We start from the raw sequence: 26985 nt of genomic DNA, 5'->3' as shown, positions 1-26985 counted from the left end.
CCGACCGAACGGAGCCCGCGATGCCCTTCGCACGTCTGGCAGCAGCGACCACCCCCACCGCCCACATCGGGTTCGGCCTCGCCGCCGTCGGCAGGCCCGGCTACATCACGCTCGGCCGCGACGCCGACCTGCCGCCTTCACGCAGCGTCGAGGCCCTGCGCGAGCGCACCCTCGAACTCCTCGACGCCGCCTACGCGTCGGGCGTCCGCTACTTCGACGTGGCCCGCTCCTACGGCCGCTCCGAGGAGTTCCTCGCCGACTGGCTGCACGCACGGCCCGACATCCGGGACGTCGTCGTCGGCAGCAAGTGGGGGTACACGTACACGGCCGCCTGGCACACCCAGGTGGACGGGCCGCACGAGGTCAAGGACCACAGCGTCGCCGCGTACGTCCGTCAGCGCGAGGAGAGCGCCGAACTGCTCGGCGACCGGCTCGACCTCTACCAGATCCACTCCGTCACGCCCGAGAGCCCGGCCCTCACCGACAAGGACCTGCACGCCAGGCTCGCCGAACTGGCCGCCGACGGCGTGACGGTGGGCCTCTCGGTGAGCGGCCCGGAGCAGGCCGCCGCGATCCGCGCCGCGCTCGCCGTGACCGTCGACGGCGAGCCCCTCTTCCGTACCGTCCAGGCCACGTACAACGCCCTGGAGACCTCGGCGGAAGCCGCGCTCGCCGAGGCGCATGACGCGGGGCTCACCGTCCTGGTCAAGGAAGGCATGGCCAACGGCCGCCTCGCGGGGGAGCACGCACCGGCGGCCCTCCGTGAGGTCGCCGACGCGACCGGGCTCGGCTGCGACGCGGTGGCCCTCGCCCTGGTCCTTCGCAAGCCGTGGGCGGGCGTCGTCCTCTCCGGGGCGGCCACCGCCGTACAGCTCGTCTCCAATCTGCACGCTGCGGCCGTCGACCTCGACGCCGACCAGCTGGAGCGGCTCGCGGGGCTCGTGGAGGAGCCGGCCGCGTACTGGGAGCGGCGCGGGCAGCTGCCCTGGAGCTGACCGGCCTCGGACTGACCCACCGGTGACCGCTTGCCGGTGAGAGGCGCGCATATCTCGTGAGACAAATTTGTCTCACACGGTCTATGCTTGTCTCATGTCAGTCGATCGCGACCAGGTGCTGCGCAGCGCCGCGGCGCTCCTCACCCGCAAAGGCTCCGCCACGATGGACGAGGTGGCCCGTGCGGCGGGGATCAGCCGTGCCACGCTGCACCGGCATTTCGCCGGGCGTGACGCCCTCGTACGAGCCCTCGAAGAGCTCGGGATCCAGGAGTTCGAGGCGGCCATCGATGCGGCCCGGCTCGGGGAGGGGAGCGCGGCGGACGCGGTGCGCCGGCTCGTCAAGGAGATCGAGCCCGCGGCGGGACTGCTCGCGTTCCTCGTCACCGAGAACCAGCTCTTCGAGGGCGAGGAGCAGCACGAGGGCTGGGCCCGCCTCGACGCCTCTGTGGCCGCGCTCTTCCGGCGCGGCCAGGAGGACGGCGAGTTCCGCATCGACCTGACCCCCGTGTGGCTCACGGAGGCGCTGTACGGACTGATCGGTTCGGGCGCCTGGGCCGTACTGGACGGCCGTGTGGCCGCCAAGGACTTCTCATACATGATCGCCGAGCTGCTGATCGGCGGCGCGCAACGGAGAGTGGAATCATGACCAGCACCCAACAGCGGACCTCCCAGGCGGAGGTGGAGCGCAGTCCCGGGCGTTGGCTCGCGCTCGCCGTACTGGTGCTCGCCGTGCTCCTCGTCGCCGTCGACGCGACCGTCCTCGGTCTCGCCACGCCGTACATCAGCGAGGACCTCGAACCGACCGGCACGCAGCTGCTGTGGATCGGCGACATCTACTCGTTCGTCATCGCCGGTCTGCTCGTCTCCATGGGCAGCCTCGGCGACCGCATCGGCCGCAAGAAGCTGCTGCTGACCGGAGCGGTCGCCTTCGGTGCGGTCTCGGTGCTCAACGCCTATGCGACCTCGCCCGAAATGCTCATGCTGGCCCGGGCGTTGCTCGGTGTCGCGGGTGCGACGCTGATGCCGTCCACGCTCGCGCTGATCCGGAACATCTTCCACGACCCGCGCGAGCGCAGCCTCGCGGTCGGCATCTGGGGCGCCATGGCGTCGGCCGGTGCCGCCGTCGGCCCGGTCGTCGGCGGTTTCCTGCTCGAGCACTTCTGGTGGGGCTCGGTCTTCCTGATCAACCTGCCGGTGATGGCCGTCCTGGTGCTTGTCGGCATCAAGTTCCTGCCCGAGTCGAAGAACCCGGCGCCGGGTCCCTGGGACCTGATCAGCGTCGTGCTCTCGCTCATCGGCATGATCGCCGTCGTGTACGCCATCAAGGAGGCGGCGGCGCACGGCATCCGCTGGGACGTCGCGGTGGCGGGCCTGGTCGGCGTGACCGCGCTGACCTGGTTCGTGCGACGCCAGCTCACGCTGACCGCGCCGCTCCTGGACATGCGGCTGTTTCGCAACCGCGGGTTCTCCGCGGCCGTGCTCGCCGATCTGCTGACCATCCTCGGCCTGTCCGGCCTGGTCTTCTTCCTCTCCCAGTTCCTGCAACTGGTACAGGGGAGGCAGCCGTTCGAGGCGGGCCTCGCCGAACTGCCCGCCGCGGTGGGCGCGGTGGGCGCCGGTCTGATCGCGGGCATGGTCGCGCGGCGGTTCTCCGTCCGCGCGGTGGTCGCGGGCGGACTCGCGGCAGTCGGTGTCGCGCTCGCGGCGCTCACCACCCTGAGCCAGTCCACCGGCTATCCGCTCCTGGGAGCTCTGCTCCTGATCGTCGGCATCGGCGCGGGCTTCTCGTTCACGGTGACCGCCGACGTCATCCTCTCCAGCGTGCCGAAGGAGCAGGCGGGCGCGGCCTCCGCCGTCTCGGAGACCGCGTACGAACTGGGCGCGGCGCTGGGTATCGCGTTGCTCGGCACCATCGTGACCGGCGTGTACCGGGACTTCACCGCCCCGGCCGGCACCCCGCCCGAGGTGGCGTCGGCCGCGCACGAGTCACTGGGCGGCGCGGTCGAATCGGTGGCGGGGCTTCCGGCCCGGCAGTCCCAGGAGCTGCTGGCCTCGGCGCAGGAGGCGTTTGTCGACGGGCTGCGCTTGGCCGCCGGGGTCGGCGCGGCGGTTCTGCTGGCCACTGCGGTGGCGGCGTGGTTCCTCTTGAAGGGCTCGAAGCTGGAGGACGGCGTCGAGCACTGATCGCTCCGCGGGGTTCTGCGCGTACGGCTGCGGGTGCGTCGTGGCTGGTCGCGCAGTTCCCCGCGCCCCTTCGGGGCGCCCCGTCAGGCTGCCTTCGCCTTCGTCGCGTACATGTCCACGTACTCCTGACCGGACAGCTGCATGACCTCCGTCATCACGGAGTCCGTCACCGCCCGCAGCACATAGCGGTCGCGGTCCATGCCCTCGTAGCGCGAGAACTCCATCGGCTCGCCGAAGCGGACCGTCACCCGGCCGGGCCGGGGGAGCCCCTTGCCGCCGGGCTGGAGCTTGTCCGTGCCGATCATCGCGAAGGGGATGACGGGCGCGCCGGTCATCAGGGTGAGGCGCGCGATGCCCGTGCGGCCGCGGTACAGGCGGCCGTCGGGGGAACGGGTGCCCTCCGGGTAGATGCCGAAGAGCTTGCCCTCCTCGAGCACGCGCCGCCCGGTCATCAGCGCCGCGACACCGCCGTGGCCGCCGTCGCGGTCCACGGGGATCATGCCGGCCCCGGTGAAGAACCAGGCCATCAGGCGGCCCTTGAGGCCCTTGCCCGTGACGTACTCGTCCTTGCCGATGAAGAACACCGGACGCGGGCACACCAGAGGCATGATCATCGAGTCGATGAACGTGAGGTGGTTTCCGGCCATGATGACCGGACCGGTGCCCGGAATGTTCTCGGCGCCTTCCACCCGTGGGCGGAACATCAGACGCAAGATCGGTCCGAGCACTGCCTTGATGAGCGCGAGACGGGACAACGGGCCCTCCGGTGTCAACGGGTCGACGACGAGTATGTGCAGGTGAGGACGATACTCGCGGGTCCCCGCTCACTGCACATCGGGTTCATGCACTCGATACGCAGAGTTGACCTGAGTTTGCGTGGTGTTGCCCCTGGAGCGTCCTCCCTGAGACGACCGTATCCCTGTGGGGCGCGAGTGGCGCGTACTAGTGGTCCTTGTCACGCGCCGCAGTCACCCGCAGCCATGACGTGACGGGCCCCGCACACCAGTGGCCATCCCGCATCACCCTTCCGTTCGGCCCAGGGTCTCCCATCCGTCACGCGGCGGCACCTACGATCGTGCCGCTTTGTCAGGTGCAAGGCAGCACATCGGGAGGAGCGCTCAATGGCCAAGCAGCAGTCGAGGCAGTCGGGGTCGGGGGAGCAGCGGCCGGGGCGGCGCGCGGTGCTCGGGGCGGCGGTGCTCGGGGCGGGCACAGCCGTCGTGGGGCTGCCCGGCGTGGCGAGAGCCGACGCGAAGCACGGACACGGGGGTTACAGGACCCTGCCGGTGCCGACGATCGTCGCGCACCGCGGCACCAGCGGGTACCGCCCCGAGCACACGCTCGGCTCGTACCAGTTCGCCTTCGACATGGGCGCCCATGTCATCGAGCAGGACGTCGTGCCGACCAAGGACGGCCATCTCGTATGCCGTCACGAGAACGACATCACCGCGACGACGGATGTCTCGGCGCACCCCGAGTTCGCGTCCCGCAAGACCACCAAGTCCGTGGACGGCACCTCGTTCACGGGCTGGTTCACCGAGGACTTCACGCTCGCCGAGCTGAAGACGCTGCGCGCCAAGGAGCGCATCCCGGGCACCCGCCAGCGCAACACGCTCTACGACGGCCGCTGGGACGTGCCCACCCTGGAAGAGGTCTTCCAGTGGGCCGACAAGCAGGGCCGCAAGCACGGCAAGCAGATCTGGCTGCACATCGAGACCAAGCACCCCACGTACTTCCGCAAGCTGGGCCTCGGCCTGGAGGAGCCGCTCGCCAAGCTCCTGCGCAAGTACGGCCGGCACAAGAAGGACGCGCCGAACTTCCTTCAGTCCTTCGAGCCGAGCAGCATCCAGCGCCTGAACAAGCTGGTCGACGCGCCGCTGGTGGTGCTCCTGTCCACCGCGGCCTCACGCCCCTGGGACTTCGTCGAGGCGGGCGACCCGCGCACCGTCGCCGATCTCATCAAGCCCGACGGCCTCAAGTGGATGGCGTCGTACGCACAGGGCATCGGCCCCACCCTCGACCTGGTCATCCCGAAGAACCCGGACGGCAGCCTCGGCACCCCGTCCACGCTGGTCAAGGACGCGCACGCGGCGGGCCTGATCCTGCACCCGTACACGATGCGCAACGAGAACACCTTCCTGCCCACGAACTTCAAGAAGGGCACGGACCCGGCCGCCTACGGCGACGCCTTCGGTGCCTTCAAGGCGTACTTCGCGACGGGCATCGACGGCATCTTCTCGGACAACCCGGACACCGCGCTGCTCGCGGCCGCCGACTTCGTCAACGGCTGATCGCCCGGCCCCGGTTGGGGTGAGAGACGGCCGCTCCGGCAACCTGCCGCCGGGGCGGCCGCGTCACGGCGGACATGACCACCCAGCTCATCCCCGCACTGCGTCCGCTCCTCGCCGCCGAGGCGTCCGCCGCCGCCCTGGGCTCCGGCGCCGACCCCGGTGACCTCGAACAGGCCGTCTGGCTGCGCCTCCTGGAGCGGATGGACGCCGACGACCCACCTGCCGACCCGGCCGCCTGGCTGCGCGGCGCCGTCGCCGCGGAGGCGCGGCGCAGCCGGCGTACGGCGGAGCGCGAGGTGCGGTACGCGACCGAACCCGCCGACGACATCGAGTGCGGCCCCGAGCAGCGCGCCCTGCGGGCCGACCGGGACCGCACCCTGTACGCGGCGGTCCGCAGGCTGCCCGGCCGCTGCCCCGGCATCATGGCCGCACTCCTGTCCCCCGAGGACCTCACCTACCGGGAGATCGCAGGCGAGTTGGGAATGTCACAGGGCAGTCTGGGGCCGGAACGTTCCCGATGCCTGGGATGCCTGCGCAGAATGCTCGCGGCGGAGGTTGCAGCTCCTGAACCGCGGGGAAAGGAGCGTTAGACAACCGGCGGAGCAGGTGAGCGGGAGGCATGCACACATGGGCATGAGTGTGACGATCTCGGCGGCGGACGGACAGGACGCCGAGAAGATCCTCAAACTGCAGTACCTGTGCTACCAGAGCGAGGCCGAGCTGTACGGCGACTACTCCATCGAGCCGCTCACACAGACCCTCGACTCCATCAAGGCCGAACTGGCCACGGGCGACGTCCTGGTGGCGCGGCTCGGCGACGAAGTGGTGGCCTCCGTGCGCGGCACGGTCGACCCCGACGGCACGGCGCGGATCAACAAGCTCATCGTCCACCCCCGGATGCAGCGGCACGGACTGGGCGGCCGGCTCCTGGAAGCGATAGAGCAGCGGCTCGGCGCGGGCGGCACCACCAAGTGCTTCCAGCTCTTCACCGGGCACCGCAGCGAGCAGAACCTGCAGCTCTACCGCAAGCACGGCTACACCGCGGTGGGCACCCGGCGGGTCAACGAACGCCTGACGCTGGTCACGCTCTCCAAGGACACGGAGGCCGACACCTACGTCGCTAGCGCGTAGCCCTGCGCGCCTTGTTCAGCCAGAACATGGCGGTGACCGGCAGGATCACCGGGATGAACAGATAGCCCATGCCGAAGTCCGACCAGACCGTGGCGTCGGGGAAGGCGGACGGCTCGACGAGCGTCCACGTGCCCACGGCGAGGACGCCCACCAGCTCGGCGGCGCAGCACACCAGCGCCGCCCTGCGGGCCTTCTCGCCGCCACGGACCAGCGAGTACGTGATGAAGCCGTAGACGAGCCCGGCGATCGCGGACAGCGTGTACGCGAGCGGGGCCTTGTCGAAGTCCGACGAGATCTGCACGGCGGAGCGCGACACGGCGCCGACGACCATCACGCCGTACAGCCAGACCAGGAGGATGCCGGGTCCGGTGATGAGCTTCTGGCGGGCCGGAGCCGCCCCGTCCTTGCCGGGCTCGGTCACCGTCACCTCAGCCTCCCCAGATGTCGTAGAGCCGCACTTCGAGCACGGCGAGGACCACGCCACCGGCGGCGACGGTGATCGAGCCCCAACGGGTGCGCTCCGCAAGCGACATGAAGCCCGCCGCCGGGATGCAGGCGAACGAACCGATCAGATACGCCACGAAGATCGTCGTGCCCTGTGCGGGCTCCTCGCCGCGGGCCAGCTGGACGATGCCGACGATCAGCTGGAGGGTGGCGAGCAAGGTCACCACGCCCATCCCGATGAAGTGCCAGTCCTTGGTCGGCTGGTCCCGGTAGGCGGCGAAACCGCACCACGCGGCGAGCGCGAGCGCGGCCACGGAGGTCGCGATCGTCAGGGCAACAAGCATGCCGTCGACTTTATTACGGGCCCTTCGACCCGATGCGCCCGCCCCAGGGGTGCCCCGTAGGCTCGGACACCATGAAGATCCAGGCTGAAGCGCTCTTGTTCGACAACGACGGAACCCTCATCTCCTCCCTGGAGTCGGTGTACCGCTGCTGGACGCGCCTGGCGCAGGAGTACGGAATCACCGCCGAGGAGTTCGCCCGCGTCGAGCTGCACGGCCGCCCCGCCGTCGAGATCATCGCCGACCTGCTGCCCGCCGAGCGCGTGGCGGAGGCCGTCGTACGCATCGAAGAGCTCGAGGTCTCGGACGTCGCCGGCGGCGTCGAGCTGCTCCCCGGCACCCTCGAACTGCTCGGGTCGCTGCCCCCGGAGCGCTGGGCCGTCGTCACCTCCGCCGGGCGCCGCCTCGCAGAGGCCCGGCTCGCGGAGGTCGGCATCCGCCCGAAGATGCTCATAGCCGCCGACGACATCACGCGCGGCAAGCCCGACCCGGAGCCCTTCCTGCTCGCCGCACGGAAGCTCGGCGTCGACCCGGCGCGCTGCGTGGTGTTCGAGGACGCGCCCGCCGGTCTCACGGCGGGGCGCGCGGCAGGCATGACGACCGTGGCGTTGACCACAACGCACCAGGCCCACGAGCTCTCCGCGGACGTCCTCGTCAAGGACCTCTCGGACGTGTCCGCGCAGGCCATCGCGGGTGGCGTGGAGATCACCACCCAGGACTGAGCAAGGGACCGCGGGTGTCCGCGCCTGTCCACCGGCTGTCCGTATACCGGACAGCGGTGGCGGGCGGCGAGCGCACGCGTGTTTTACTTGTCCGCATGACCACGACGAGCTACCGCACCCCTGCGACCGAGGCGATCACGACGCCCGGTGCTCGTTGTATGTGTCGAATGTGCGCCTTCTGAGGGCCCCCGCACCACCCCTGAGCCTCGCGCCCCGAAGCGAAGCCGCTGTGCCACGCCCCTACGCGACGTACGCCCGATGTACATGACGTAGGAAGCGAGCCTGCCCCGCGCACACGTCCTCCGGTTCTTTTCGCCACCGCGAGAAACCGTGCCGCGTTCCCCACGAATGCCCCGTGCCCGGCTCCACCCGGCCGTGCACTCGACAGTGACGGAAACCCCTGTGATCACCACTTCCGGCCTCACCAAGGTCTACCGCTCACGCGGTCGTGAAGTAACTGCTCTCGACGGCGTCGATCTGCACGTCCGCGAAGGCGAGGTGTACGGCGTCATCGGCCAGTCAGGCGCCGGAAAGTCCTCGCTGATCCGCTGCGTCAACCTCCTTGAGCGTCCCACCTCCGGCACCGTGACGGTCGCAGGACAGGACCTCACCGCGCTCGCCGGCCGCGGGAGCCGCGCGAGCAAGGACCTGCGCCGCGCCCGCAGCCGCATCGGCATGGTCTTCCAGCACTTCAACCTGCTGTCCTCGCGCACCGTGCAGGACAACGTCGAACTGCCCCTGGAGATCCTCGGCCTCAGCGGCGCCGAGCGCTCCCACAAGGCCCTTGAACTGCTCGACCTGGTCGGCCTCGCCGACAAGGCCAAGTCCTACCCGGCGCAGCTCTCCGGCGGCCAGAAGCAGCGCGTCGGCATCGCCCGCGCACTCGCCGGCGACCCGAAGGTGCTGCTCTCCGACGAGGCGACAAGCGCCCTCGACCCGGAGACCACCCGCTCCATCCTCCAGCTCCTTCGTGACCTCAACCGGCAGCTCGGCCTGACCGTCCTGCTGATCACGCACGAGATGGACGTCGTCAAGAGCGTCTGCGACTCCGCCGCCCTGATGGAGCGCGGACAGATCGTCGAGTCCGGCACCGTCACCGAACTGCTCGCGACGCCCGGCTCCCAGCTGGCCGCCGCGCTCTTCCCGGTCAGCGGCGAAGCCACGGGCGAGGACCGCACCGTCGTCGACGTGACCTTCCACGGCGAGGCCGCGACCCAGCCGGTCATCTCCCAGCTGTCGCGCACGTACAACATCGACATCTCGATCCTCGGCGCCGCGATGGACACCGTCGCAGGCCGGCAGGTCGGCCGCATGCGGATCGAACTGCCGGGACGCTTCGAGGAGAACGTCGTCCCGATCGGCTTCCTGCGCGAGCAGGGCCTTCAGGTCGAGGTCGCCGGACATGAAGCGTCTGTACCGCAGGACGCCACGCTGCTGGTCAAGGAAGGTGCCAAGTGACCTGGTCGGAGACGCAGCCCCTGCTGGAGCAGGCCTGTTGGGACACCCTCTACATGGTCGGCTGGTCGACGCTGATAGCCGTCGTCGCCGGACTGCCGCTCGGCATCCTGCTCGTCCTCACCGAGCGCGGCGGTCTCCTGCAGAACGCCTTCCTCAACAAGGCGATCGGGCAGATCGTGAACATCGTCCGCTCGATGCCTTTCATCATCCTCATGGTCGCGCTGATGGGCTTCACGCGCTGGATCGTCGGGACCACGATCGGCCGCGAGGCCGCCCTCGTGCCGCTCGCCATCGGCGCCATCCCGTTCTTCGCGCGGCTCGTCGAGACCTCGATCCGCGAGGTCGACGGCGGGCTCGTCGAGGCCGTCCAGTCGATGGGCGGCTCCACCTGGACCGTCGTACGCAAGGTCCTCGTCCCGGAGTCGCTGCCCTCGCTGATCGCGGGCGCCACCACCACGATCGTCGCCCTCATCGGCTACTCCGCGATGGCGGGCACGGTCGGCGGCGGCGGCCTCGGCGACCTCGCGCTTCGCTACGGCTACCAGCGCTTCGAGACCGAGCTGATGTGGATCACCGTGGCGATCCTCGCCGTGGTCATCTCGATCATCCAGTTCGCGGGCGACTACGCGGCCCGCAGCCTGCACCAGCGAGGTGGCAAATCCGGCGCCGCACCGCGCCTGCGCTTCCTCAAGGTCGCGCCCTCGAAGGCTTCCTGACCTCACTGAAGGCTTCTGAACCCACCCCGCACACCCACGCGGGGCTGCACCACAGAGCACCATCCATGGAGAAAGGCACTTTTCGTGCGTAACACCGCCAAGATCACCACCGCTGTCCTCGCCACCGGAGCCCTCACCCTCGGGCTCTCCGCCTGCGGCTCCGACAAGGACTCCGCAGGGGACAAGGACGGCAAGCTCATCGTCGCCGCCACCCCGACGCCGCAGGGCGAGATCCTGGACTACGTCCAGAAGAACCTCGCCAAGAAGGCCGGCCTCGACCTCGAGGTCAAGGAGTTCACCGACTACGTCACGCCGAACACCGCCGTCCAGCAGGGCGAGGTCTTCGCGAACTACTTCCAGCACAAGCCGTACCTCGACGACTTCAACAAGAAGAACGGCACGGACATCGTGCCCGTCCCCGGGGCCACGGTTCACCTGGAGCCGCTCGGCGTGTACTCCAAGAACCTCAAGAAGCTCGGTGACCTGAAGGACGGCGCCACCGTCGCCGTCCCGAACGACACCACCAACGAGGCCCGCGCGCTCAAGCTCCTCGCGGACAACGGCCTCATCGAGCTCAAGAAGGGCGTCGGCTACGAGGCCACCCCCAAGGACATCGCCAAGAACCCCAAGAACATCAAGTTCAAGGAGCTCGAGGCCCCCACGCTGCCCCGCAGCCTGGGTGACGTCGACGCCGCGGTGATCAACGGCAACTACGCCCTGGAGGCCAAGCCCGCGCTCAGCCCCGCCAAGGACGCCCTCGTCGCCGAGAAGGCCAAGGACAACCCCTACGGCAACTTCCTCGCCGTGAAGAAGGGCGACGAGAACGACCCGCGCGTGAAGAAGCTCGCCAAGCTCCTCACCTCGCCCGAGGTCAAGAAGTTCATCGACGACAAGTACGACGGCGCCGTCGTAGCGGCGTTCTGATCATGCGTACGCCCGTCATGGCAGCCGCGGCCGGGGTACTCGCCCTGTCGCTCGGCCTGACCGCCTGCGGCTCCGAGTCGGGCACGGGAGGCGGCGACGGCGACACGCTCGTCGTCGGCGCCCCCCCGACCCCGGCCGGCGAAGTCCTCACGTACATCAAGGACAACCTCGCGAAGAAGGAGGGACTCGACCTCCGGATCACGGAGTTCACCGACTATGTCGCACCGAACACCGCGCTCCAGGAAGGCTCCCTCGACGCCAACCTCTACCAGCACGCCCCGTACTTGAAGGACTTCAACGAGTCCAAGAAGACGGATCTCGCGCCGGTGACCGAGGTCTATCTGCCGCCGATGGGGGTGTACGCGAAGGAGACGAAGGACGTCGCCGACCTGCCGGCCGGTGCGACCGTCGCCGTTCCCAACGACACCACCAACGAGGGCAGGGCGCTGCAACTCCTCGCGTCCAAGGGCGTCATCGGGCTCAAGAAGGGCGTCGGCGGCACCGCGACGCCCCAGGACATCACGTCCAACCCGAAGAAGCTCACCATCAAGCCGTTGGAGCCCGCCCAGTTGCCGCGTTCCCTGGAGGACGTCGACGCCGCGGTCATCAACAACAACTACGCCCTCGACGCCGACTTGAGCCCCAAGAAGGACGCCATCCTTCTCGAGTCGCCCAAGGACAATCCGTACAACAACGTGCTCGCCGTCAAGAAGGGCGACGAGGACGATCCACGGGTCAAGAAGCTGGCCAAGCTGCTCACTTCACCCGAGGTGAAGCAGTTCATCGAGGACAAGTACAAGGGCTCCGTCCTGCCCGTCGCAGCGAGCTGACGCACAGTCCGTTTCCGCCCTCACCACGGGGTCCTCTCCTGATGAAGGAGCGGACCCCGTGGTGCGTCTGCGCGGCGGCATGCTGCATGCTGGCCTCTTCAGCAGGCCCGAGGGTTCCAGGTTACGGAGCAGCGCATGACTACACCCTTCTCGGTGTTCCCCGACATCTCCATCAGCACGGAGCGGTTGGTGCTGCGCCCGTTCGAGGACGCCGACGTCTCCGCGTACGCGGAGATGATGAACGACGAGCTGGTCACCGCCTGGACGTCCGTGCCCGCGCCCTACACCGAGGCCCACGCCCGCCGCTGGATCACCGAACTCGCGCCCGCCGAGCGCACCGAGGGCCGCGGCATCGTCCTCGCCGTCACCGAGTTCCTCACCCAGCGCCTGGTCGGCATCGTGCAACTGCGGGACACCGACTGGCGCGTGCGCTCCAGCGAACTCAGTTACGTGATCGCCCCCTGGGCCCGCGGCGAGGGCTATGCCTCCGAGGCGGCGCTCGCCACCGCCCAGTGGCTCTTCAACGACCAGCGCTTCGAGCGCATCGAGCTGCGCACCGCCGCCGACAACACCGCCGCCCAGCAGGTCGCGCAGAAGATCGGCTGCATCAGCGAGGGCGTCCTGCGGGGCGCCTGGATAGCGCGTACGAGGAACGGCGGCGATCCGTTCGGCGGCTGGCTCGACGTCCGGACCGACCTCATCGTGTGGAGCCTGCTCCCCGAGGACCTGGAGGGCGTCGGCGAGCAGCTCGCGGACAGCGGATTCAACGCGTTCTCCGACTGGAACTGACCCCTCGGCCACCGCCGGATCCCACCAGGTACGCTCGCCCCTGGCCGCAGGCGCGGTTGCCCCCTGCACCTAACCGGCCCGCACTGCCGACCCGCGAGAACCCAGGAGACCGACGAAGATGGCCGACCGCGTCACGGTGATCGGCTGGGACGGCTCGCCGCTGACCGCCGCCGCGCGCTCGGCGCTCGGCGCCGCCACCCTCGTCGCGGGCGCCGCCCACCACCTGGCGCTCGCCGAAGTGCCCCCGGCCGCCGAAAGGATCCGCCTGGGCAGCGTGAGCCTGGCCGCCCGCCGCATCGCCGCCCACCGCGGCACCGCAGTGGTCCTCGCCGACGGAGACCCCGGCTTCTTCGGCGTCGTACGCACCCTGCGCGCCCCCGAATTCGGCCTCGAGGTCGAGGTGGTGCCCGCCGTCTCCGCCGTCGCCCAGGCCTTCGCCCGCGCCGGGATGCCCTGGGACGACGCCCAGGTCGTCGTCGCCCACCCGCGCACCCTGCGCCGGGCCGTGAACGTCTGCCGCGCGCACACCAAGGTCGCCGTCCTGACCTCGCCCGGCGCGGGCCCCGCCGAGCTCGGCCTGCTCCTCCAGGGCGTCCACCGCACCTTCGTGATCTGCGAGGAGCTCGGCACCGAGCGCGAACAGGTCACCGTCCTCACCTCGGACAAGGCCGCCGACCACACCTGGCGCGACCCGAACGTCGTCATCGCCATAGGCGGCCCGTTCGCCGCGTCCGACACCGGCTGGATCGCCGGGCGCGACCCGGGCACCCCGCGCGGCTGGGCGCTGCCCGCATCCGCGTACGGCGGCGACGCCCAGCTCGGCGAGGGCGAGAGCGACCGGCTGCGGGCCGCCCAACTCGCCCGCATCGGGCCGCGCGTGGGCGACCTCGTCTGGGACATCGGCTGCGGCAGCGGCGCCTTCACCGCGGAGGCCGCCCGGTTCGGCGCCGCGGTCATCGCCGTCGACCGCGACCCCGACGCCTGCGCCCGCACAACGGCCGTTTCCCGCCATTTCGGCGTACAGCCGCAGATTGTGCACGGCACGGCCCCGCATATCCTCGAAGACCTGCCCGAACCCGATGTCGTACGCGTCGGGGGCGGGGGAGCCGCGGTGGTCTCCGCCGTCGCCGACCGCCGCCCCGCGCGCATCGTGACGCACGCGTCGACGCGCGACGAGGCCGAACTCATCGGCAGGGACCTGACGGAGCACGGATACGTCGTGGAGTGCGCCCTGCTGCAGTCCGTCGAGCTCGACACGCGCGCGTGGACGGAGCGGGAGCGGACCGTCGTCTTCGTCCTCTCCGGACAGTTGGCCGATCGCGCCCCGTGACCCTGCCACCGCAGGGCGCGAGGTAGGCTGGCCGATCGTTGTACCGCACCAGAGCGTCCGGCAAATAGTTGGTCAATGTCCGGAAAGCTCGCCCGTTTTGGGGGGTGTGTGGTACGGCATGACCGGAGGGCGCGCAACGTGGCGCAGTCCACAGCGGGCCGTTGCGGATCAAGCTGCCATGACGGCAGGCCGACCGGGACAATGCCTGTTGTCCGTACGCGGTTCGTGCCGCGCGGCACGCACGCTCGTTGAGAATGACGGGCGGTTGGTGCGCCGCTCCGGGCAATGGGGCTTCCCCGGCCGAAGGCCGATGGGTGGTCGAAGAAGCACTAACCGATGGGCGAGGGGTTAAGCATGACCGACACCGGCCAGGTCCCGGCCGAGGGACTGCCGGAGAACGCAGGCTTGGTGGAGCAGCCGGGCGTCGCCGCCCCGGGCGCCTTCACCTACCTCGACCCCTCCGAGAATCCCGCCGATGGCGTCGCCTCCGCCGAGGACGACGACCTGCTCCTGATGCCGGGCGCGCAGGGCGCCTGGAGCGAGGCGCAGCCGGCACCACAGCAGCCGCAGGCCGCCGCCTACGCCGTCGCCCAGCAGGGGAGCGGTCAGCAGCCCGTGGCCGATCCGTCCCTGGGCGGCCAGCCCGTGGCCGCGCAGCCGCAGACCGCGCAGCCGCAGGCCGCGCACCAGCCGGGCCCGCACGAGACGGCGGGCCGTGACAGCGGCTCGGTCGATCTCAACGGCGTCCAGCTGCCCGGCGCGACGGGCCCCGCGCCCGCCTCGCACGCCGGTCCCGCCCGCCGCCCGCTGCACCGCGGGCCGTCGGGCCCCGCCGTGCCCGACGGCACGGGCAGCCCCGTCCGTTCGCTCGCCGACCGCGGGCCCGCCGGAGCGCCGCAGCACGCCGTGCCCGCGCGGCATGCGGGGCCGCCGACCGTCGGCCCCGAGTACCTCGACATCCCTCGCGACGGCGAGGGGATACTGCCGGGTCCGCAGCTCGGCGAGATCCCGCCGCAGGGGGCGACGCCGTGGACGCCGCAGCCGCAGCCGCAGGCTGAGCAGGCCGGGCAGGCCGGGCAGGCCGAGCAGTTCGCGCAGTCTTCGCAGCACGGGCAGCCGGTCGCACCAGCAGAAACGGTCGTCCCGGACGCCACACCCGCACCTCAGAACCCACAGAACGCACAGCCCACACCGGTAGCGCAGGAAGCACAGGTCCCGCAGAGCACGCCGGACGTACTCGCGCCCGAGGCCCCGCAGCCCGCACCGGCCGCCGCCGAGCTGCCCGAACCCACGCCCGCCGCAACGCCCGCCGCCGGCACCCCCGCGGCCGCCTTCCCGCAGGCCGCGGACGACGGTGAGCCCGCGTTCGCCGCCGAGGCGCTGGACGTCCCGGGTGCGCAGGACGCGGATCAGCTGTCGGCCACCGGCCAGGCCGTGCCGCCGCCGGTCGCGGACCAGCAGGTACCCGTGCCGGAGGCGAGCCAGGAGTTCCCGCTCGCCCCCGACGGGGCGCAGTTGTCAGCCGTGGGCATGCCCGCCCACGAGGCTGCCGCCGGTCAGCAGCAGTTCGCCGTCGCCGCCGCGCAGCCCTGGGCGGACGCACCGGTTCCGGGCGACGGGCACCTCCCGCACGCCGGGCAGGGCCCGCAGATCCCGCAGGCCGTCCAGCCCACGGACGCCCCGATGGCCCCCACGCCCGCGCCGCTCGGCCAGTTCGTGCCGGTCGAGGGCTCGGTACCGATGACGCCGCACCTCGCACCGACGCCTCCGCATCCGCATCCGGTGGCCGTGCCCCCGGAGCACTTCGAGGCCCAACAGCCGGAGCCCGCCGAGGCCGAGCCGGCCGCAGAGGCCGCACCGCAGGCGGACGCCCCGGAGACGCCGGGCACCCCGGAGACCCCGGCTCCTGTGGAAGCCGCCGAGGTCCCCCAGGTCGTCGAGGCCCCGCAAGTCGCCGAGGTCATCGAGACCGCCGAGGCCCCCGAGCCCGCGGTCAAGGCCGCACCCCAGCCCGCTGCCACCGTGCCGGCCCCTCGTGACGGCGCGGCATCCATGGCAGGGACGCCCGTACCGGCCGCGGCGGCAACTCCCGTACCGGACACGGCAGAAGCACCCGTCGCCGCCGAGGCGCCGGAGCCCGTGGCCGAGGCAGCCGAACCGGAAGCGGAACCGGAACCGGCGGTCGAAGCCGAAGCTGAAGCTGAAACCGAAGCAACAGTGGCAGTCGAGGCCGAGCCCGCCGAACTGCCCGAGCCCGCCACCCCGGTGGAGCCCGCGGACGAGCCCGCTCCCGTCCAGGCGGCAGAGCCCGCCGAGCCGGTGGACCCGGCTCAGCCGACCCACCCGGCGGAGTCCGCCGCGGCCCCCGGCTACGACGACGCCGAACGCGAAGCCGTCCTGCGCGTCATGCGCGAGCGCCGCGACATCCGCAACGGCTTCCGCGGCGACCCGATCCCGCACGAGGTCCTGCTCCGCGTCCTGGAGGCGGCCCACACGGCGCCGTCCGTCGGCCACTCGCAGCCCTGGGACTTCGTCGTCATCCGCTCGGCGGAGACCCGCCGCACCATGCACGAGCTGGCGATGCGCCAGAAGGACGCGTACGCCAAGTCGCTCCCCAAGGGCCGTGCCAAGCAGTTCAAGGAACTGAAGATCGAGGCCATCCTCGACACCCCGGTGAACATCGTCGTCACCGCCGACCCGACCCGCGGCGGCCGCCACACCCTGGGCCGCCACACGCAGCCGCAGATGGCTCCGTACTCCTCGGCCCTGGCCGTCGAGAACCTCTGGCTCGCGGCGCGCGCCGAGGGCCTCGGCGTCGGCTGGGTCAGCTTCTTCGACGAACGCGAGATGGTCAGAACCCTCGGTCTTCCCGAGCACCTCGAAGTGGTGGCCTATCTCTGTGTCGGATACGTCGACGAGTTCCCGGAGGAGCCCGAGCTGATGCAGGCAGGCTGGTCCAAGCGCCGCCCGCTCTCCTGGGTCGTACACGAGGAGACGTACGGCCGGCGCGCGCTTCCCGGCGAGGACCCGCACGACCTGCTGGCCGAGACCGTCTCCAACATCCGCCCGCTGGACGCGAAGGCGCTCGGCGAGGCGTGGGAACGCCAGAAGAGGATGACGAAGCCGCCGGGCGCGCTCGGCATGCTGGAGATCATCTCGGCGCAGCTCTCGGGCCTCTCCCGGCAGTGCCCGCCGCCGATCCCGGAGCCCGCGGCCGTCGCGATCTTCGCGGGCGACCACGGCGTGCACGCCCAGGGCGTCACGGCCTGGCCCCAGGAGGTGACGGCCCAGATGGTCGCCAACTTCCTCGGCGGCGGCGCGGTCTGCAACGCCTTCGCCAACCAGGTGGGCGCCGAGGTCTGCGTCATCGACGTGGGCGTGGCCAGTGAACTCCCGGCGACGCCGGGCCTGTTGCCCCGCAAGGTGCGCGCGGGCACGGCGGACATGACGACCGGTCCCGCGCTGACCCGCGAGGAGGTCAAGGCTGCGATCGAGGTAGGCATCGAGACGGCCCGCGACCTCGTCGCGGCAGGCAACAAGGCCCTGCTCACCGGCGAGATGGGCATCGCGAACACGACGGCGTCCGCGGCGCTCATCGCCGTCTACACGGACGTGGACGCGGCGGAGGTCACCGGCCGCGGCACCGGCATCAACGACGAGATGCACACCCGCAAGGTCGAGGTGGTCCGCCGCGCCCTGGACCTGCACAAGCCGGACCCGGCCGACCCGATCGGCGTCCTCGCGGCGATCGGCGGCCTGGAGCACGCGGCGATGGTCGGCCTCCTCCTGGGCGGAGCCTCCCTCCGAACTCCCGTCATCCTGGACGGCGTGAGCGCCGGCGCGGCGGCCCTGGTCGCCCGAGCCATCGCCCCCGAGGTCCTCGCGGCCTGCATCGCGGGCCACCGCAGCGCGGAGCCGGGCCACGTGGCGGCCCTGAACAAGCTGGGCCTGCGCCCGCTGGTCGACCTGGACCTCCGCTTGGGCGAGGGCACAGGAGCCCTGCTCGCCCTCCCGGTGGTCCAGAGCGCGGCAAGGGCGATGCACGAGGTGGCAACGTTCGACTCGGCAGGGGTGACGGAGAAGTAGCCGCTCCGTTTGTGGGCAGGCGTTCCGCACGGCGGAACGGGTGGGCACAAACGACCCACGGCCCGCAGACGAACAGGGGTCCGGGGCGAAGCCCCGGTTTCGGGAAGGGGCGGGCTGGGGGAGAGAACCCCACCCCGCCCCAGCCATACTGAACCTGCACGTCAAAGCTTGAACGCAGCCGCTCCACCGCCGCAGCGGCCCGCACAACCCCCCGCCTCGCGAGGAGCCGCAACGCCATGGCAGAAAACCCCGCCTACCCCGTAGGCCTCCGCCTCACCGGCCGCCGCGCGGTCGTCCTCGGCGGCGGCCAGGTGGCCCAGCGCCGCCTCCCCGCCCTCATCGCGGCAGGCGCCGACGTCCTCCTCGTATCGCCGACCGCGACACCCTCCGTAGAGGCGATGGCGGACGCGGGCGAGATCACCTGGGAGCGCCGCCCCTACGCGGAGGGCGACCTCAAGGACGCCTGGTACGCCCTCATCGCCACCGGCGACACCGAGGCGAACACCGCGGCCTCCGCGGAAGCGGAAGCGCACCGCGTCTGGTGCGTACGTTCCGACGACGCCGACGCGGCCACGGCCCTGACCCCCGCGACCGGCCGCTCCGAAGGCGTCACGGTCGCCGTCCTCACCACGGACATCCACGGCCGCGACCCCCGCCGCACCGCCGCCATCCGGGACGCGGTCGTCGAGGGCCTGCGCGACGGCACGCTCGTGGCCCCCCACCACCGCACCCGCACCCCCGGCGTCGCCCTCGTCGGCGGCGGTCCCGGCGACCCGGACCTGATCACGGTCCGCGGCCGCCGCCTGCTCGCCGAGGCGGACGTGGTCATCGCCGACCGGCTCGGCCCGCGCGACCTCCTCGACGAACTGCCGCCGCACGTCGAGGTGATCGACGCCGCGAAGATCCCGTACGGCCGTTTCATGGCCCAGGAAGCCATCAACAACGCCCTCATCGAGCACGCCAAGCAGGGCAAGTCGGTCGTCCGCCTCAAGGGCGGCGACCCCTTCGTCTTCGGCCGCGGAATGGAGGAGGCCCAGGCGCTCGCCGAGGCAGGCATCCCCTGCACGGTCGTCCCCGGCATCTCCAGCTCGATCTCGGTCCCGGGCGCCGCGGGCATTCCCGTCACGCACCGCGGTGTCGCCCACGAGTTCACGGTGGTCAGCGGCCACGTGGCCCCGGACGACGAGCGCTCCCTGGTCGACTGGCCGTCCCTGGCCAAGCTGCGCGGCACCCTCGTCGTCCTGATGGGCGTGGACAAGATCGGCAGGATCGCCGAGGCGCTCACCGCGCACGGCAGGTCGCCCGAGACCCCCGTCGCCCTCATCCAGGAAGGCACGACCGCGGCCCAGCGCCGCGTGGACGCCACCCTCGCCACGGTCGCCGCCCAGGTCGCGGCGCACGAGGTGAAGCCGCCGGCGGTCATCGTCATCGGCGACGTGGTGAACGTGGGCCCCGGCCGCTCGACGTGACGGTGCACAGCCCCGCGTAACCACCACGAGCCCCAACGTAACCACCGGTAACCCAACCTGCCCCCGGGCGTTGGCACCACACCCAGGACAAGGCAGTATCACCCTGTGGCTGATCTCATCACCGTTGACGACCCCGCCGACCCGCGCCTGCGCGACTACACGGGCCTGACCGACGTAGAACTGCGCCGCAAGCGCGAACCCGCCGAGGGCCTGTTCATCGCCGAGGGCGAGAAGGTGATCAGGCGCGCCAAGCAGGCGGGCTACGAGATGCGCTCGATGCTGCTCTCCGCGAAGTGGGTCGACGTCATGCGGGACGTCATCGACGAGGTCCCGGCTCCCGTGTACGCGGTCAACCCGGACCTCGCCGAGCAGGTCACCGGCTACCACGTGCACCGCGGCGCCCTCGCCTCGATGCAGCGCAAGCCGCTGCCGACCGCCGACGAACTCCTGACCACGGCCCGCCGCGTCGTGGTCATGGAGTCGGTCAACGACCACACCAACATCGGCGCGATCTTCCGCAGCGCCGCCGCCCTCGGCATGGACGCGGTCCTGCTCTCACCGGACTGCGCCGACCCGCTCTACCGCCGCTCGGTGAAGGTCTCCATGGGCGCGGTCTTCTCCGTCCCCTACGCCCGCCTCGAATCCTGGCCCAAGGGCCTGGACGGCGTACGCGAAGCGGGCTTCAACCTCCTCGCGCTCACCCCGGACGAGAAGGCGAAGACCCTGGACGAGGCGGCGCCGCACCGCATGGACCGGGTCGCGCTGATGCTGGGCGCGGAGGGCGACGGCCTCTCCACCCAGGCCCTGGTCGCCGCCGACGAATGGGTCCGCATCCCGATGGCCCACGGCGTCGACTCGCTCAACGTGGGAGCGGCCGCGGCGGTCGCCTTCTACGCCGTGGCGACGGGCCGCCCTCAGCTCTGAGAACCCGGCCCCGGGCCTTTTGCCTGCTGCACCGCACGCACATCGTGTACGCCGCTGTCGCCGAGCCCCTGCGCGGGCCCCTGGCACCCCTGCGCCGCCGCGATGCCGAGGGCCACCAGGAGCGTCACGACGACGAACACGAAGAGCCGCTGCCGCAGCAGCCGCGGATTGGCGGGCCTGCGGCCCGTGCCGGTGGTCCGGGGCCCGGATCTGCCACCGGAGCGTGTGGTGTTCCTGGACGGCGCGGGACGCGAACCCGACCGGGAGGAACCGGTACGTGAGGAACCACCGGTCCGTGACGCACCCGGCCGCGACGAGCTGGGCCGCGGCGGGGGAGTGCCCTGCGGATGACGCCGCTGGGTGCGCGGGTCCGTGTACTCCTCGGCGAACCGTCCCGTGGGCCTGTCCTGGTCGTGCCGGGGCGCGGGCGGCCGTACGTCGCTCAGCCCGCCCTGGGCCTCACGGGCCGCGATCTCCTTGAGCCTGAGCGACAGTTGGAGCGTGCTTGGCCGCTCCTCCGGGTCCTTGGCGAGGCAGGCCCGGATGAGCGGGGCGAGCGCGTCCGGAACCCCGCCGAGCTGCGCCTCCTCATGGACGACCCGGTAGAGCATGACCTCCGAACTGCCGTGCCCGAAGGGCGAGTCCGCCATCCCCGCGTACGCGAGCGTGGCGCCCAGGGCGAACACGTCGGTGGCGGGGGTGACGGCGGCGCCGCGCACCTGCTCGGGCGCGAGGAAGCCGGGCGACCCGACGGCCGTACCGACGTGGGTCAGCGTCGAGGCGCCGGTCGCCCAGGCGATCCCGAAGTCAATGATCCGCGGCCCCTTCGGGGACAGCAGGATGTTCGACGGCTTGAGATCACGGTGTACGACACCGGCCTCGTGCACGGCGACAAGACCCTCGGCAAGCGCCGAACCGACCACCGCCACCTCGGCCGCGGTGAGCGGCCCCTCGGCGGCGACCTTGTCGTGCAGGGAGGGCCCGGGAACGTACTGCGTGGCGAACCACGGCCGGTCGGCGTCGAGATCGGCGGCGACGAGGCGGGCCGTACAGCCTCCCCTGATCCGGCGGGCCGCGGACACCTCGCGCGCGAAGCGCGAGCGGAACTCCTGATCCTCCGCCAGATCGGGCCGGATCACCTTCAGGGCGACGCGCTGCCCCCGCCGGTCCGACCCCAGGTAGACGACACCCATGCCGCCGGCGCCCAGCCGCCTGTGCAGTCTGAACGAGCCGACGACACGCGGGTCCTCGCGCCGGAGCCGCATCATCGCCATGTCCATCCCCGCTGCCCGGTCCGTTGTCGTGCCACAGCTTACGTTTCCGCGGCCGGGCAGGTGCAGAGGCCGCGCCCTCGCGGCCCGACCGATTGTCAGTGCCGGGTGGGAAACTTGAAGAGTGCTCAGGGGACCGGGGAGGAACGGGCGTTGGCTCTGCCCTGCCTCCCAACCATCCATCGCTGAAGGGGGATTGATCCCGTGAAGGGTGATCGCGTGGAGATAGTCGTGGACGCCGGGGACACGACGCGGACGTACGAGGTGGTGGCGAGCCGAGCGGGCCGGCGGGTGGAGACGGCGGTCCGCAGAGGAGTCGTCGAAGTGAGCGAAGTCACCCGCAGCGGCTCCGTCGTGCGGACGGCACGGTTCATGGCGACGCGGGTGCTCGCCCTCGTCGAGCAGCCCGTCCCGCGGGAGGACACATCCGAGCAGGCCGCCCGCCCCCTCCGGGAAGACCCTGAGACCTAGGACCCCGTCTCCACCCATGGGAGTACATGAGGGGCGATCGGTCATCCTTCGGGAGGCCCGGCAATCGGTACGAGGGCATGACGCCCAGGAAGCTCCGCGCACCTAAATTTGAAGTCAAGCGGCGGGTGCAGCACTCGTCCCCCGAGGTCAGACACCCGCCGCTGCCAAGTTCATACAGACTCGGTCAGGAGAGGAACCATGGCGGACACGGCATCGCGAACGATGATCCGCACGCAGGGACGTAAGGCATTCGCCACGTTCGGCGTCCGCCCGTCCGGCACGCGCCATCCCCTGGTGGCGACGGCCATGGTTCTTCCCCTGGCGGCCCTGCTCGTAGTCGTCTTCGGCGGCTGGGAAGCGGTGGTCACACAGGCGTCGTCCGTGGGCGTGATGCTGGGGCGCTGAGCGGCGCCCCGGGCCCGGATGAGCGGTCCGGGCGGGGACATCCGGCCAGGAAACCCCGTGGGGACGGGGGTGCGGCGGACGGCAATGAGAAATGCCCGCGCAGCTGGGGAGCTGCGCGGGCACTTCTTTGCGCCTAAACCGGTGCCGCTCTCGCGTAGGTGGCTGGTCGCCGTGGGGGTTGCTCAATTGATGGTTGCGGGCACCGGGCCCCCGGAAGTTCCGGCTGCCAGTTTGTACCCTCTCGGGAAGACCCGTCGACGTACCCCGAGGGACTTGTGACCGCACTGCTGCCCGCCCTCACCGCCAAGGCCCGCTCCACGGCGCACACGACACCCTGCGTCTGCACCCCGGAAGGCGTCCTGGCGGACCGCGACGACGCGACCGTCATCCGCCACGGCGACACCGTGGCCAAGGCCCACGCCCCCGGCACGGACCCGGAAGAGCTGGCGGCCCGCCTGGACGTCGCCGCCGCACTGGGCGGCACCCTGCTCGCCCCGCTCAGGCCGACGCCGGTGGAGCTCCACGGCCGCCTCGTCACGTTCTGGCCCCACGGATCACCGGTGGACCGCGACAACCCCGACGCCGCCCCCTGGGAAGCCGCAGCCACCCTCCTCGCGGACCTGCACAAGGTGCCCGTCGCCAGGCTCCCGCACCCGCTCCCGGACATGCGCGGCCCCGCGAAGGCCGCCCGCGCCATGGCCCGCCTGCGTGCCGCAGGCCCGCATCCCGCCGCCGCCCCCGTCGAGCGCGCCTGGGTCACCCTCCCGGCCTGGGCCAGGGCCGAGGCCCCCGCGCCGTCCCGCAAGCACCTGTGCCACGGAGATCTGCACCTGGGCCAGCTGGTCCGTACCCCCGAAGGGCAGTGGCTGCTCATCGACGTGGACGACATCGGCCTGGGGGAGCCGGCCTGGGACCTGGCCCGCCCCGCCGCCTGGTACGCCTGCGGCCTCCTCGGCCCCGAGGAGTGGACGCGCTTCCTGACCGCCTACCAAGGCGCCGGCGGGCCCGCGATCCCCGCGGCGGGCGCCGACCCCTGGCCCGCCCTGGACGTCCCGGCCCGCGCCCTCACCGCCCAGACCGCCGCCCTGGCCGTCGCGAAGTCCGTCGCCCAGGAGCGGCCCCTCGACGAGATCGAGCAGGCCGTTGTCGACGCCTGTGATCGAATGGCCGCCCTCCCGCCGGAGTTGGCTCCCACCTCCACGAAGTAGGGTGCAACGCACCGAAGCCGGGCAGAGATCCGGCGAAGCAGTCACGACCGGCGAGGAGTTGAGCCGACCATGCAGTGTCCCAAGTGCCATGCACCGATGCACACGTACAACCGCAATGGCGTCCAGATCGAGCAGTGCAGCGGTTGCCGCGGGATATTCCTCGACTATGGCGAGCTCGAGGCCCTGAGCCGGGTCGAGTCCCAGTGGGGCGGCCAGCAGGCCCCGCCCCCGCCGCCCGCCCCGCAGGCGTACCCGGCCGCTCCCGCCCCGCAGTGGGGCGTTCCCCAGCACGGCGGTCACCACGGCGGCCACGGTGGGCACTACGGCCACAACAAGCGCCACAAGAGCTTCGGGCACATGCTCTTCTCCTCCTGACCGGGGAACGACGAAGCCCCCGGCCGTGGAGACGGCCGGGGGCTTCGTACGGATGGTGCGCGATACTGGGATTGAACCAGTGACCTCTTCCGTGTCAGGGAAGCGCTCTCCCGCTGAGCTAATCGCGCAGGTCAACCTGCGTGTGCTGCGTACTGCGTGCGCGATACTGGGATTGAACCAGTGACCTCTTCCGTGTCAGGGAAGCGCTCTCCCGCTGAGCTAATCGCGCGGGACGGTCCCACACCATACGGGACCAGGGGTTATTCAGTTCTGCGTGCGCGATACTGGGATTGAACCAGTGACCTCTTCCGTGTCAGGGAAGCGCTCTCCCGCTGAGCTAATCGCGCTTGGAGGTGGAGACGGGATTTGAACCCGTGTAGACGGCTTTGCAGGCCGTTGCCTCGCCTCTCGGCCACTCCACCAGGAGTGCGGGGTCTCGGGAAGATCCCCCACTTTCCTGCGAGCGGACGACCAGGTTCGAACTGGCGACCTCAACCTTGGCAAGGTTGCGCTCTACCAACTGAGCTACGTCCGCTTGTCTTTCCCGGTCCGCTTGCGCGTCCCGGCGACGTGTTGAACTCTAGCGGATTCCTGGGCCAGTACAAAAACGCGTTTGCGCAGCGTGCTGCGCTGTCACCGGCCCGGGGCGCCACCAGGACGCCGGTCATAGACTCGCAAGCGTGCACAGCCCCCCTCAGACGTCCTCCCAGCGGCCCTCCGGGGCGCCCCTGCCCATGGCGCGCTTCGGCGGCCTGGTGGCGACCGGCCTCACCGACGTGACCAGCGATCCCTCGGCCCTGGACTCCAGCGGCTTCTGGGCGGTCGCCGCGGATTTCGAGGGCGGCCTCGTCTGCGCCCGCTTCGACGACGTACGTGAAGAGCCGGTACCCGCCCCGGTGCCGGGGGCCTGGCGGGGGCCCGCCGCCGGTGACTGGACGTCCTCGCTCGACCGCACCGCGTACACGGAAGGCGTGCGGCGCGTGCGTGCGCACATCGCGGCCGGTGACGTCTACCAGGCGAACCTCTGCCGCGTGCTGTCCGCGCCGGTCCCGGACGGCGCCGACGTGGACGCCCTGACCGCTCTCCTCGCGCGCGGGAACCCCGCTCCGTACGCCGGAACGATCCGCCTGCCCGAGCACGGCGTGGACATAGCCACGGCGTCCCCCGAGCTGTTCCTGCGTCGCGAGGGGCGCGTCGTCGAGTCGGGGCCCATCAAGGGCACGGGCCGCACCGAAGCCGATCTTCTGGAGAAGGACTACGCCGAGAACGTCATGATCGTGGACCTCGTCCGCAATGACCTCGGGCGGATCTGCGTGACCGGTTCCGTCACCGTCCCCGACCTGTGCGTGGTCGAGAAGCACCCCGGGCTGGTCCATCTCGTCTCCACCGTCCGCGGCGAGCTCCGGCCCGACGCGGGCTGGCCCGAACTCTTCGCCGCGGCTTTCCCGCCCGGTTCCGTCACCGGCGCCCCCAAGTCCAGCGCCCTGCGCATCATCGACGCCCTGGAGACCGCGCCCCGCGGACCGTACTGCGGCGGCATCGGCTGGGTCGACGCCGACCGGGGCACCGGTGAACTGGCCGTCGGCATCCGCACCTTCTGGATCGACCGCGGCGAAGGCATGCTGCGGTTCGGCACCGGAGCGGGCATCACCTGGGGCTCGGACCCCGAGGGGGAGTGGCGGGAGACCGAGCTGAAGGCGGAAAGGCTGCTGGCGGTAGCGTCGGGGGCGTACGAAGTGAGTGGAGGGACCTCTTAAGTGAAGATCTGGCTCAATGGCGGGCTGCAGGACCTCGGTACCGCCCGTGTCTCCGTGCTCGACCACGGCCTGACCGTGGGCGACGGCATCTTCGAGACGGTGAAGACGGTCGACGGGCGGCCCTTCGCGCTGACCCGGCACCTGGACCGGCTTGCCCGCTCGGCGCGCGGCCTCGGCCTTCCCGAGCCGGACCTGGACGAGGTGCGCGCGGCCTGCGCCGCCGTGATCGACGCCAACCCGATGCCGCTGGGGCGGCTGCGCATCACCTACACCGGAGGCCTCTCGCCGCTCGGCTCGGACCGCGGTGACCAGGGCCAGACGCTGGTCGTCGCCCTCGGCGAGGCAGACAGGCGCCCCGACGCGACCGCCGTGATCACGGTGCCGTGGACCCGCAACGAACGTGGCGCGCTGACCGGCCTGAAGACCACGTCGTACGCCGAGAACGTCGTCGCCCTCGCGCGCGCCCACGAACAAGGCGCCTCTGAAGCGTTGTTCGGCAACACCGTGGGGCAGCTCTGCGAAGGCACCGGGTCGAACGTCTTCGTCGTGCTCGACGGTGAGATCCACACGCCGCCGGTCGCCTCCGGCTGTCTGGCGGGCATCACGCGCGCGCTGGCCGTCGACTGGACGGGCGCGCAGGAGACCGATCTGCCGCTCGACGTCCTGGACCGCGCCGACGAGGTGTTCCTGACCTCGACGCTCCGTGACGTCCAGGCCGTGCACCGGATCGACGGACGCGAACTGCCGGGCGCGCCGGGCCCGGTGACCGCCAAGGCGATGCGGATCTTCGACGAGCGTGCGGCGGACGACCTCGACCCGTGAGCCCCGAGAACCGGTGAAACCTGGTGACGGAGCGGCCGCGGG

26 protein-coding genes and 5 tRNA genes are annotated in these 26985 nt (G+C 71.3%); 22 read left to right on the top strand and 9 right to left on the bottom strand.

Annotation, left to right across the window (positions count from 1 at the left end; all coding sequences use genetic code 11):
- The first annotated feature begins 20 nt into the window (after positions 1-20).
- The 3 genes from AB0G47_RS21320 (at position 21) to AB0G47_RS21310 (ending at position 3179) form a co-directional block, all read left to right on the top strand.
- Positions 21-995, top strand: coding sequence for an aldo/keto reductase (locus tag AB0G47_RS21320; protein ID WP_360772047.1), 975 nt, complete (start codon positions 21-23; stop codon positions 993-995).
- 94 nt (positions 996-1089) lie between these two features.
- On the top strand, positions 1090-1641 hold the full coding sequence (locus tag AB0G47_RS21315) for a TetR/AcrR family transcriptional regulator (RefSeq protein WP_360772045.1): 552 nt from the start codon (positions 1090-1092) through the stop codon (positions 1639-1641).
- The gene (locus tag AB0G47_RS21310) at positions 1638-3179 is read left to right on the top strand and encodes an MFS transporter (protein ID WP_360772043.1); all 1542 of its coding nucleotides are present in this window, start codon (positions 1638-1640) and stop codon (positions 3177-3179) included. The genes AB0G47_RS21315 and AB0G47_RS21310 overlap by 4 nt, the downstream gene beginning before the upstream one ends.
- An 83-nt stretch (positions 3180-3262) precedes the next feature.
- Here AB0G47_RS21310 and AB0G47_RS21305 read toward each other — a convergent pair whose 3' ends face one another.
- Positions 3263-3883 carry a lysophospholipid acyltransferase family protein gene (locus AB0G47_RS21305; RefSeq protein ID WP_360772040.1) on the bottom strand — a complete coding sequence of 207 codons (621 nt, stop codon included), beginning with the start codon at positions 3881-3883 and terminating at the stop codon, positions 3263-3265.
- A gap of 417 nt (positions 3884-4300) precedes the next feature.
- Here AB0G47_RS21305 and AB0G47_RS21300 point away from each other — a divergent pair, with 417 nt between their 5' ends.
- The 3 genes from AB0G47_RS21300 (at position 4301) to AB0G47_RS21290 (ending at position 6601) form a co-directional block, all read left to right on the top strand.
- On the top strand, positions 4301-5470 hold the full coding sequence (locus AB0G47_RS21300) for a glycerophosphodiester phosphodiesterase (protein ID WP_360772037.1): 1170 nt from the start codon (positions 4301-4303) through the stop codon (positions 5468-5470).
- A 74-nt stretch (positions 5471-5544) separates the two neighbouring features.
- The gene (locus AB0G47_RS21295; protein ID WP_360772034.1) at positions 5545-6060 is read left to right on the top strand and encodes a sigma-70 family RNA polymerase sigma factor; all 516 of its coding nucleotides are present in this window, start codon (positions 5545-5547) and stop codon (positions 6058-6060) included.
- Between the two features lie 37 nt (positions 6061-6097).
- On the top strand, positions 6098-6601 hold the full coding sequence (locus AB0G47_RS21290) for a GNAT family N-acetyltransferase (RefSeq protein WP_360772031.1): 504 nt from the start codon (positions 6098-6100) through the stop codon (positions 6599-6601).
- Here the strand turns inward: AB0G47_RS21290 and AB0G47_RS21285 are convergent.
- Both AB0G47_RS21285 and AB0G47_RS21280 read right to left on the bottom strand, forming a co-directional pair.
- Positions 6591-7028 (bottom strand): hypothetical protein, encoded by a 438-nt coding sequence (locus AB0G47_RS21285; RefSeq protein ID WP_360772029.1) that lies wholly within the window; start codon positions 7026-7028, stop codon positions 6591-6593. The genes AB0G47_RS21290 and AB0G47_RS21285 overlap by 11 nt on opposite strands.
- A 1-nt stretch (position 7029) precedes the next feature.
- Positions 7030-7389, bottom strand: a complete 360-nt coding sequence (locus AB0G47_RS21280) for a hypothetical protein (RefSeq protein ID WP_360772026.1) — start codon at positions 7387-7389, stop codon at positions 7030-7032.
- A gap of 71 nt (positions 7390-7460) precedes the next feature.
- Here AB0G47_RS21280 and AB0G47_RS21275 point away from each other — a divergent pair, with 71 nt between their 5' ends.
- The 10 genes from AB0G47_RS21275 (at position 7461) to AB0G47_RS21230 (ending at position 20634) form a co-directional block, all read left to right on the top strand.
- Positions 7461-8108: an HAD family hydrolase gene (locus AB0G47_RS21275; RefSeq protein ID WP_360772023.1), complete on the top strand. Its 648-nt coding sequence runs from the start codon at positions 7461-7463 to the stop codon at positions 8106-8108.
- 402 nt (positions 8109-8510) lie between these two features.
- The gene (locus AB0G47_RS21270; RefSeq protein WP_360772021.1) at positions 8511-9566 is read left to right on the top strand and encodes an ATP-binding cassette domain-containing protein; all 1056 of its coding nucleotides are present in this window, start codon (positions 8511-8513) and stop codon (positions 9564-9566) included.
- On the top strand, positions 9563-10282 hold the full coding sequence (locus AB0G47_RS21265) for a methionine ABC transporter permease (protein WP_266868950.1): 720 nt from the start codon (positions 9563-9565) through the stop codon (positions 10280-10282). The genes AB0G47_RS21270 and AB0G47_RS21265 overlap by 4 nt, the downstream gene beginning before the upstream one ends.
- 84 nt (positions 10283-10366) lie before the next feature.
- Entirely contained in the window at positions 10367-11206 is an 840-nt protein-coding gene (locus AB0G47_RS21260; RefSeq protein ID WP_360772018.1) for a MetQ/NlpA family ABC transporter substrate-binding protein, read from the top strand.
- A gap of 2 nt (positions 11207-11208) precedes the next feature.
- Positions 11209-12036, top strand: a complete 828-nt coding sequence (locus AB0G47_RS21255) for a MetQ/NlpA family ABC transporter substrate-binding protein (protein ID WP_360772015.1) — start codon at positions 11209-11211, stop codon at positions 12034-12036.
- Positions 12037-12171: 135 nt separating this feature from the next.
- Entirely contained in the window at positions 12172-12825 is a 654-nt protein-coding gene (locus AB0G47_RS21250) for a GNAT family N-acetyltransferase (protein ID WP_360772012.1), read from the top strand.
- Positions 12826-12943: 118 nt separating this feature from the next.
- Complete coding sequence (gene cbiE / locus AB0G47_RS21245) at positions 12944-14155, top strand: precorrin-6y C5,15-methyltransferase (decarboxylating) subunit CbiE (RefSeq protein ID WP_360772009.1); 1212 nt, start codon at positions 12944-12946, stop codon at positions 14153-14155.
- Positions 14156-14509: 354 nt separating this feature from the next.
- On the top strand, positions 14510-18241 hold the full coding sequence (gene cobT / locus AB0G47_RS21240) for a nicotinate-nucleotide--dimethylbenzimidazole phosphoribosyltransferase (RefSeq protein WP_360772006.1): 3732 nt from the start codon (positions 14510-14512) through the stop codon (positions 18239-18241).
- Positions 18242-18477: 236 nt separating this feature from the next.
- The gene (gene cobA, locus AB0G47_RS21235; protein WP_360772003.1) at positions 18478-19710 is read left to right on the top strand and encodes a uroporphyrinogen-III C-methyltransferase; all 1233 of its coding nucleotides are present in this window, start codon (positions 18478-18480) and stop codon (positions 19708-19710) included.
- A 105-nt stretch (positions 19711-19815) separates the two neighbouring features.
- Complete coding sequence (locus AB0G47_RS21230) at positions 19816-20634, top strand: RNA methyltransferase (RefSeq protein ID WP_135336239.1); 819 nt, start codon at positions 19816-19818, stop codon at positions 20632-20634.
- On the opposite strand, the gene AB0G47_RS21225 is transcribed toward AB0G47_RS21230, so the two are convergent.
- Positions 20625-21914 carry a serine/threonine-protein kinase gene (locus AB0G47_RS21225; RefSeq protein WP_360772000.1) on the bottom strand — a complete coding sequence of 430 codons (1290 nt, stop codon included), beginning with the start codon at positions 21912-21914 and terminating at the stop codon, positions 20625-20627. The genes AB0G47_RS21230 and AB0G47_RS21225 overlap by 10 nt on opposite strands.
- A 195-nt stretch (positions 21915-22109) precedes the next feature.
- Between AB0G47_RS21225 and AB0G47_RS21220 the strand changes: the two genes are divergently transcribed.
- The 4 genes from AB0G47_RS21220 (at position 22110) to AB0G47_RS21205 (ending at position 24364) form a co-directional block, all read left to right on the top strand.
- Positions 22110-22376 carry a hypothetical protein gene (locus AB0G47_RS21220; RefSeq protein ID WP_266868958.1) on the top strand — a complete coding sequence of 89 codons (267 nt, stop codon included), beginning with the start codon at positions 22110-22112 and terminating at the stop codon, positions 22374-22376.
- Between the two features lie 198 nt (positions 22377-22574).
- On the top strand, positions 22575-22781 hold the full coding sequence (locus AB0G47_RS21215; protein WP_135336237.1) for a hypothetical protein: 207 nt from the start codon (positions 22575-22577) through the stop codon (positions 22779-22781).
- Positions 22782-23056: 275 nt separating this feature from the next.
- Positions 23057-23989 (top strand): aminoglycoside phosphotransferase family protein, encoded by a 933-nt coding sequence (locus AB0G47_RS21210; protein WP_360771995.1) that lies wholly within the window; start codon positions 23057-23059, stop codon positions 23987-23989.
- Between the two features lie 69 nt (positions 23990-24058).
- The gene (locus AB0G47_RS21205) at positions 24059-24364 is read left to right on the top strand and encodes a zf-TFIIB domain-containing protein (protein ID WP_360771992.1); all 306 of its coding nucleotides are present in this window, start codon (positions 24059-24061) and stop codon (positions 24362-24364) included.
- Positions 24365-24417: 53 nt separating this feature from the next.
- On the opposite strand, the gene AB0G47_RS21200 is transcribed toward AB0G47_RS21205, so the two are convergent.
- The 5 genes from AB0G47_RS21200 to AB0G47_RS21180 form a co-directional block, all read right to left on the bottom strand.
- Positions 24418-24492: transfer RNA gene (locus AB0G47_RS21200), tRNA-Val, on the bottom strand.
- Between the two features lie 29 nt (positions 24493-24521).
- Positions 24522-24593: transfer RNA gene (locus AB0G47_RS21195), tRNA-Val, on the bottom strand.
- A gap of 46 nt (positions 24594-24639) precedes the next feature.
- Positions 24640-24711, bottom strand: a tRNA-Val gene (locus tag AB0G47_RS21190).
- A gap of 1 nt (position 24712) precedes the next feature.
- A tRNA-Cys gene (locus AB0G47_RS21185) sits at positions 24713-24786 on the bottom strand.
- Positions 24787-24826: 40 nt separating this feature from the next.
- Positions 24827-24899: transfer RNA gene (locus AB0G47_RS21180), tRNA-Gly, on the bottom strand.
- A gap of 199 nt (positions 24900-25098) precedes the next feature.
- On the opposite strand from AB0G47_RS21180, the gene AB0G47_RS21175 reads away from it, so the two are divergent.
- Together AB0G47_RS21175 and AB0G47_RS21170 are read left to right on the top strand one after the other, a co-directional pair.
- Entirely contained in the window at positions 25099-26121 is a 1023-nt protein-coding gene (locus AB0G47_RS21175; protein WP_360772429.1) for a chorismate-binding protein, read from the top strand.
- Positions 26122-26943: an aminodeoxychorismate lyase gene (locus AB0G47_RS21170; RefSeq protein WP_360771989.1), complete on the top strand. Its 822-nt coding sequence runs from the start codon at positions 26122-26124 to the stop codon at positions 26941-26943.
- Positions 26944-26985 lie beyond the last annotated feature (42 nt).

It is taken from the genome of Streptomyces sp. NPDC021622, from assembly GCF_040640795.1.
Lineage (GTDB): Bacteria > Actinomycetota > Actinomycetes > Streptomycetales > Streptomycetaceae > Streptomyces.
Note: the sequence above shows the minus strand (reverse complement) of the source record. Positions and strands in the feature narration are given on the sequence as shown.

Coding starts and splice junctions, on each gene's coding strand:
- AB0G47_RS21320 (WP_360772047.1), top strand. CDS start 21: ATGCCCTTCGCACGTCTGGCAGCAGCGACCACCCCCACCGCCCACATC.
- AB0G47_RS21315 (WP_360772045.1), top strand. CDS start 1,090: ATGTCAGTCGATCGCGACCAGGTGCTGCGCAGCGCCGCGGCGCTCCTC.
- AB0G47_RS21310 (WP_360772043.1), top strand. CDS start 1,638: ATGACCAGCACCCAACAGCGGACCTCCCAGGCGGAGGTGGAGCGCAGT.
- AB0G47_RS21305 (WP_360772040.1), bottom strand. CDS start 3,883: ATGTTCCGCCCACGGGTGGAAGGCGCCGAGAACATTCCGGGCACCGGT.
- AB0G47_RS21300 (WP_360772037.1), top strand. CDS start 4,301: ATGGCCAAGCAGCAGTCGAGGCAGTCGGGGTCGGGGGAGCAGCGGCCG.
- AB0G47_RS21295 (WP_360772034.1), top strand. CDS start 5,545: ATGACCACCCAGCTCATCCCCGCACTGCGTCCGCTCCTCGCCGCCGAG.
- AB0G47_RS21290 (WP_360772031.1), top strand. CDS start 6,098: ATGGGCATGAGTGTGACGATCTCGGCGGCGGACGGACAGGACGCCGAG.
- AB0G47_RS21280 (WP_360772026.1), bottom strand. CDS start 7,389: ATGCTTGTTGCCCTGACGATCGCGACCTCCGTGGCCGCGCTCGCGCTC.
- AB0G47_RS21275 (WP_360772023.1), top strand. CDS start 7,461: ATGAAGATCCAGGCTGAAGCGCTCTTGTTCGACAACGACGGAACCCTC.
- AB0G47_RS21255 (WP_360772015.1), top strand. CDS start 11,209: ATGCGTACGCCCGTCATGGCAGCCGCGGCCGGGGTACTCGCCCTGTCG.
- AB0G47_RS21250 (WP_360772012.1), top strand. CDS start 12,172: ATGACTACACCCTTCTCGGTGTTCCCCGACATCTCCATCAGCACGGAG.
- cbiE (WP_360772009.1), top strand. CDS start 12,944: ATGGCCGACCGCGTCACGGTGATCGGCTGGGACGGCTCGCCGCTGACC.
- cobT (WP_360772006.1), top strand. CDS start 14,510: ATGACCGACACCGGCCAGGTCCCGGCCGAGGGACTGCCGGAGAACGCA.
- cobA (WP_360772003.1), top strand. CDS start 18,478: ATGGCAGAAAACCCCGCCTACCCCGTAGGCCTCCGCCTCACCGGCCGC.
- AB0G47_RS21225 (WP_360772000.1), bottom strand. CDS start 21,914: ATGGACATGGCGATGATGCGGCTCCGGCGCGAGGACCCGCGTGTCGTC.
- AB0G47_RS21215 (WP_135336237.1), top strand. CDS start 22,575: ATGGCGGACACGGCATCGCGAACGATGATCCGCACGCAGGGACGTAAG.
- AB0G47_RS21205 (WP_360771992.1), top strand. CDS start 24,059: ATGCAGTGTCCCAAGTGCCATGCACCGATGCACACGTACAACCGCAAT.
- AB0G47_RS21175 (WP_360772429.1), top strand. CDS start 25,099: ATGGCGCGCTTCGGCGGCCTGGTGGCGACCGGCCTCACCGACGTGACC.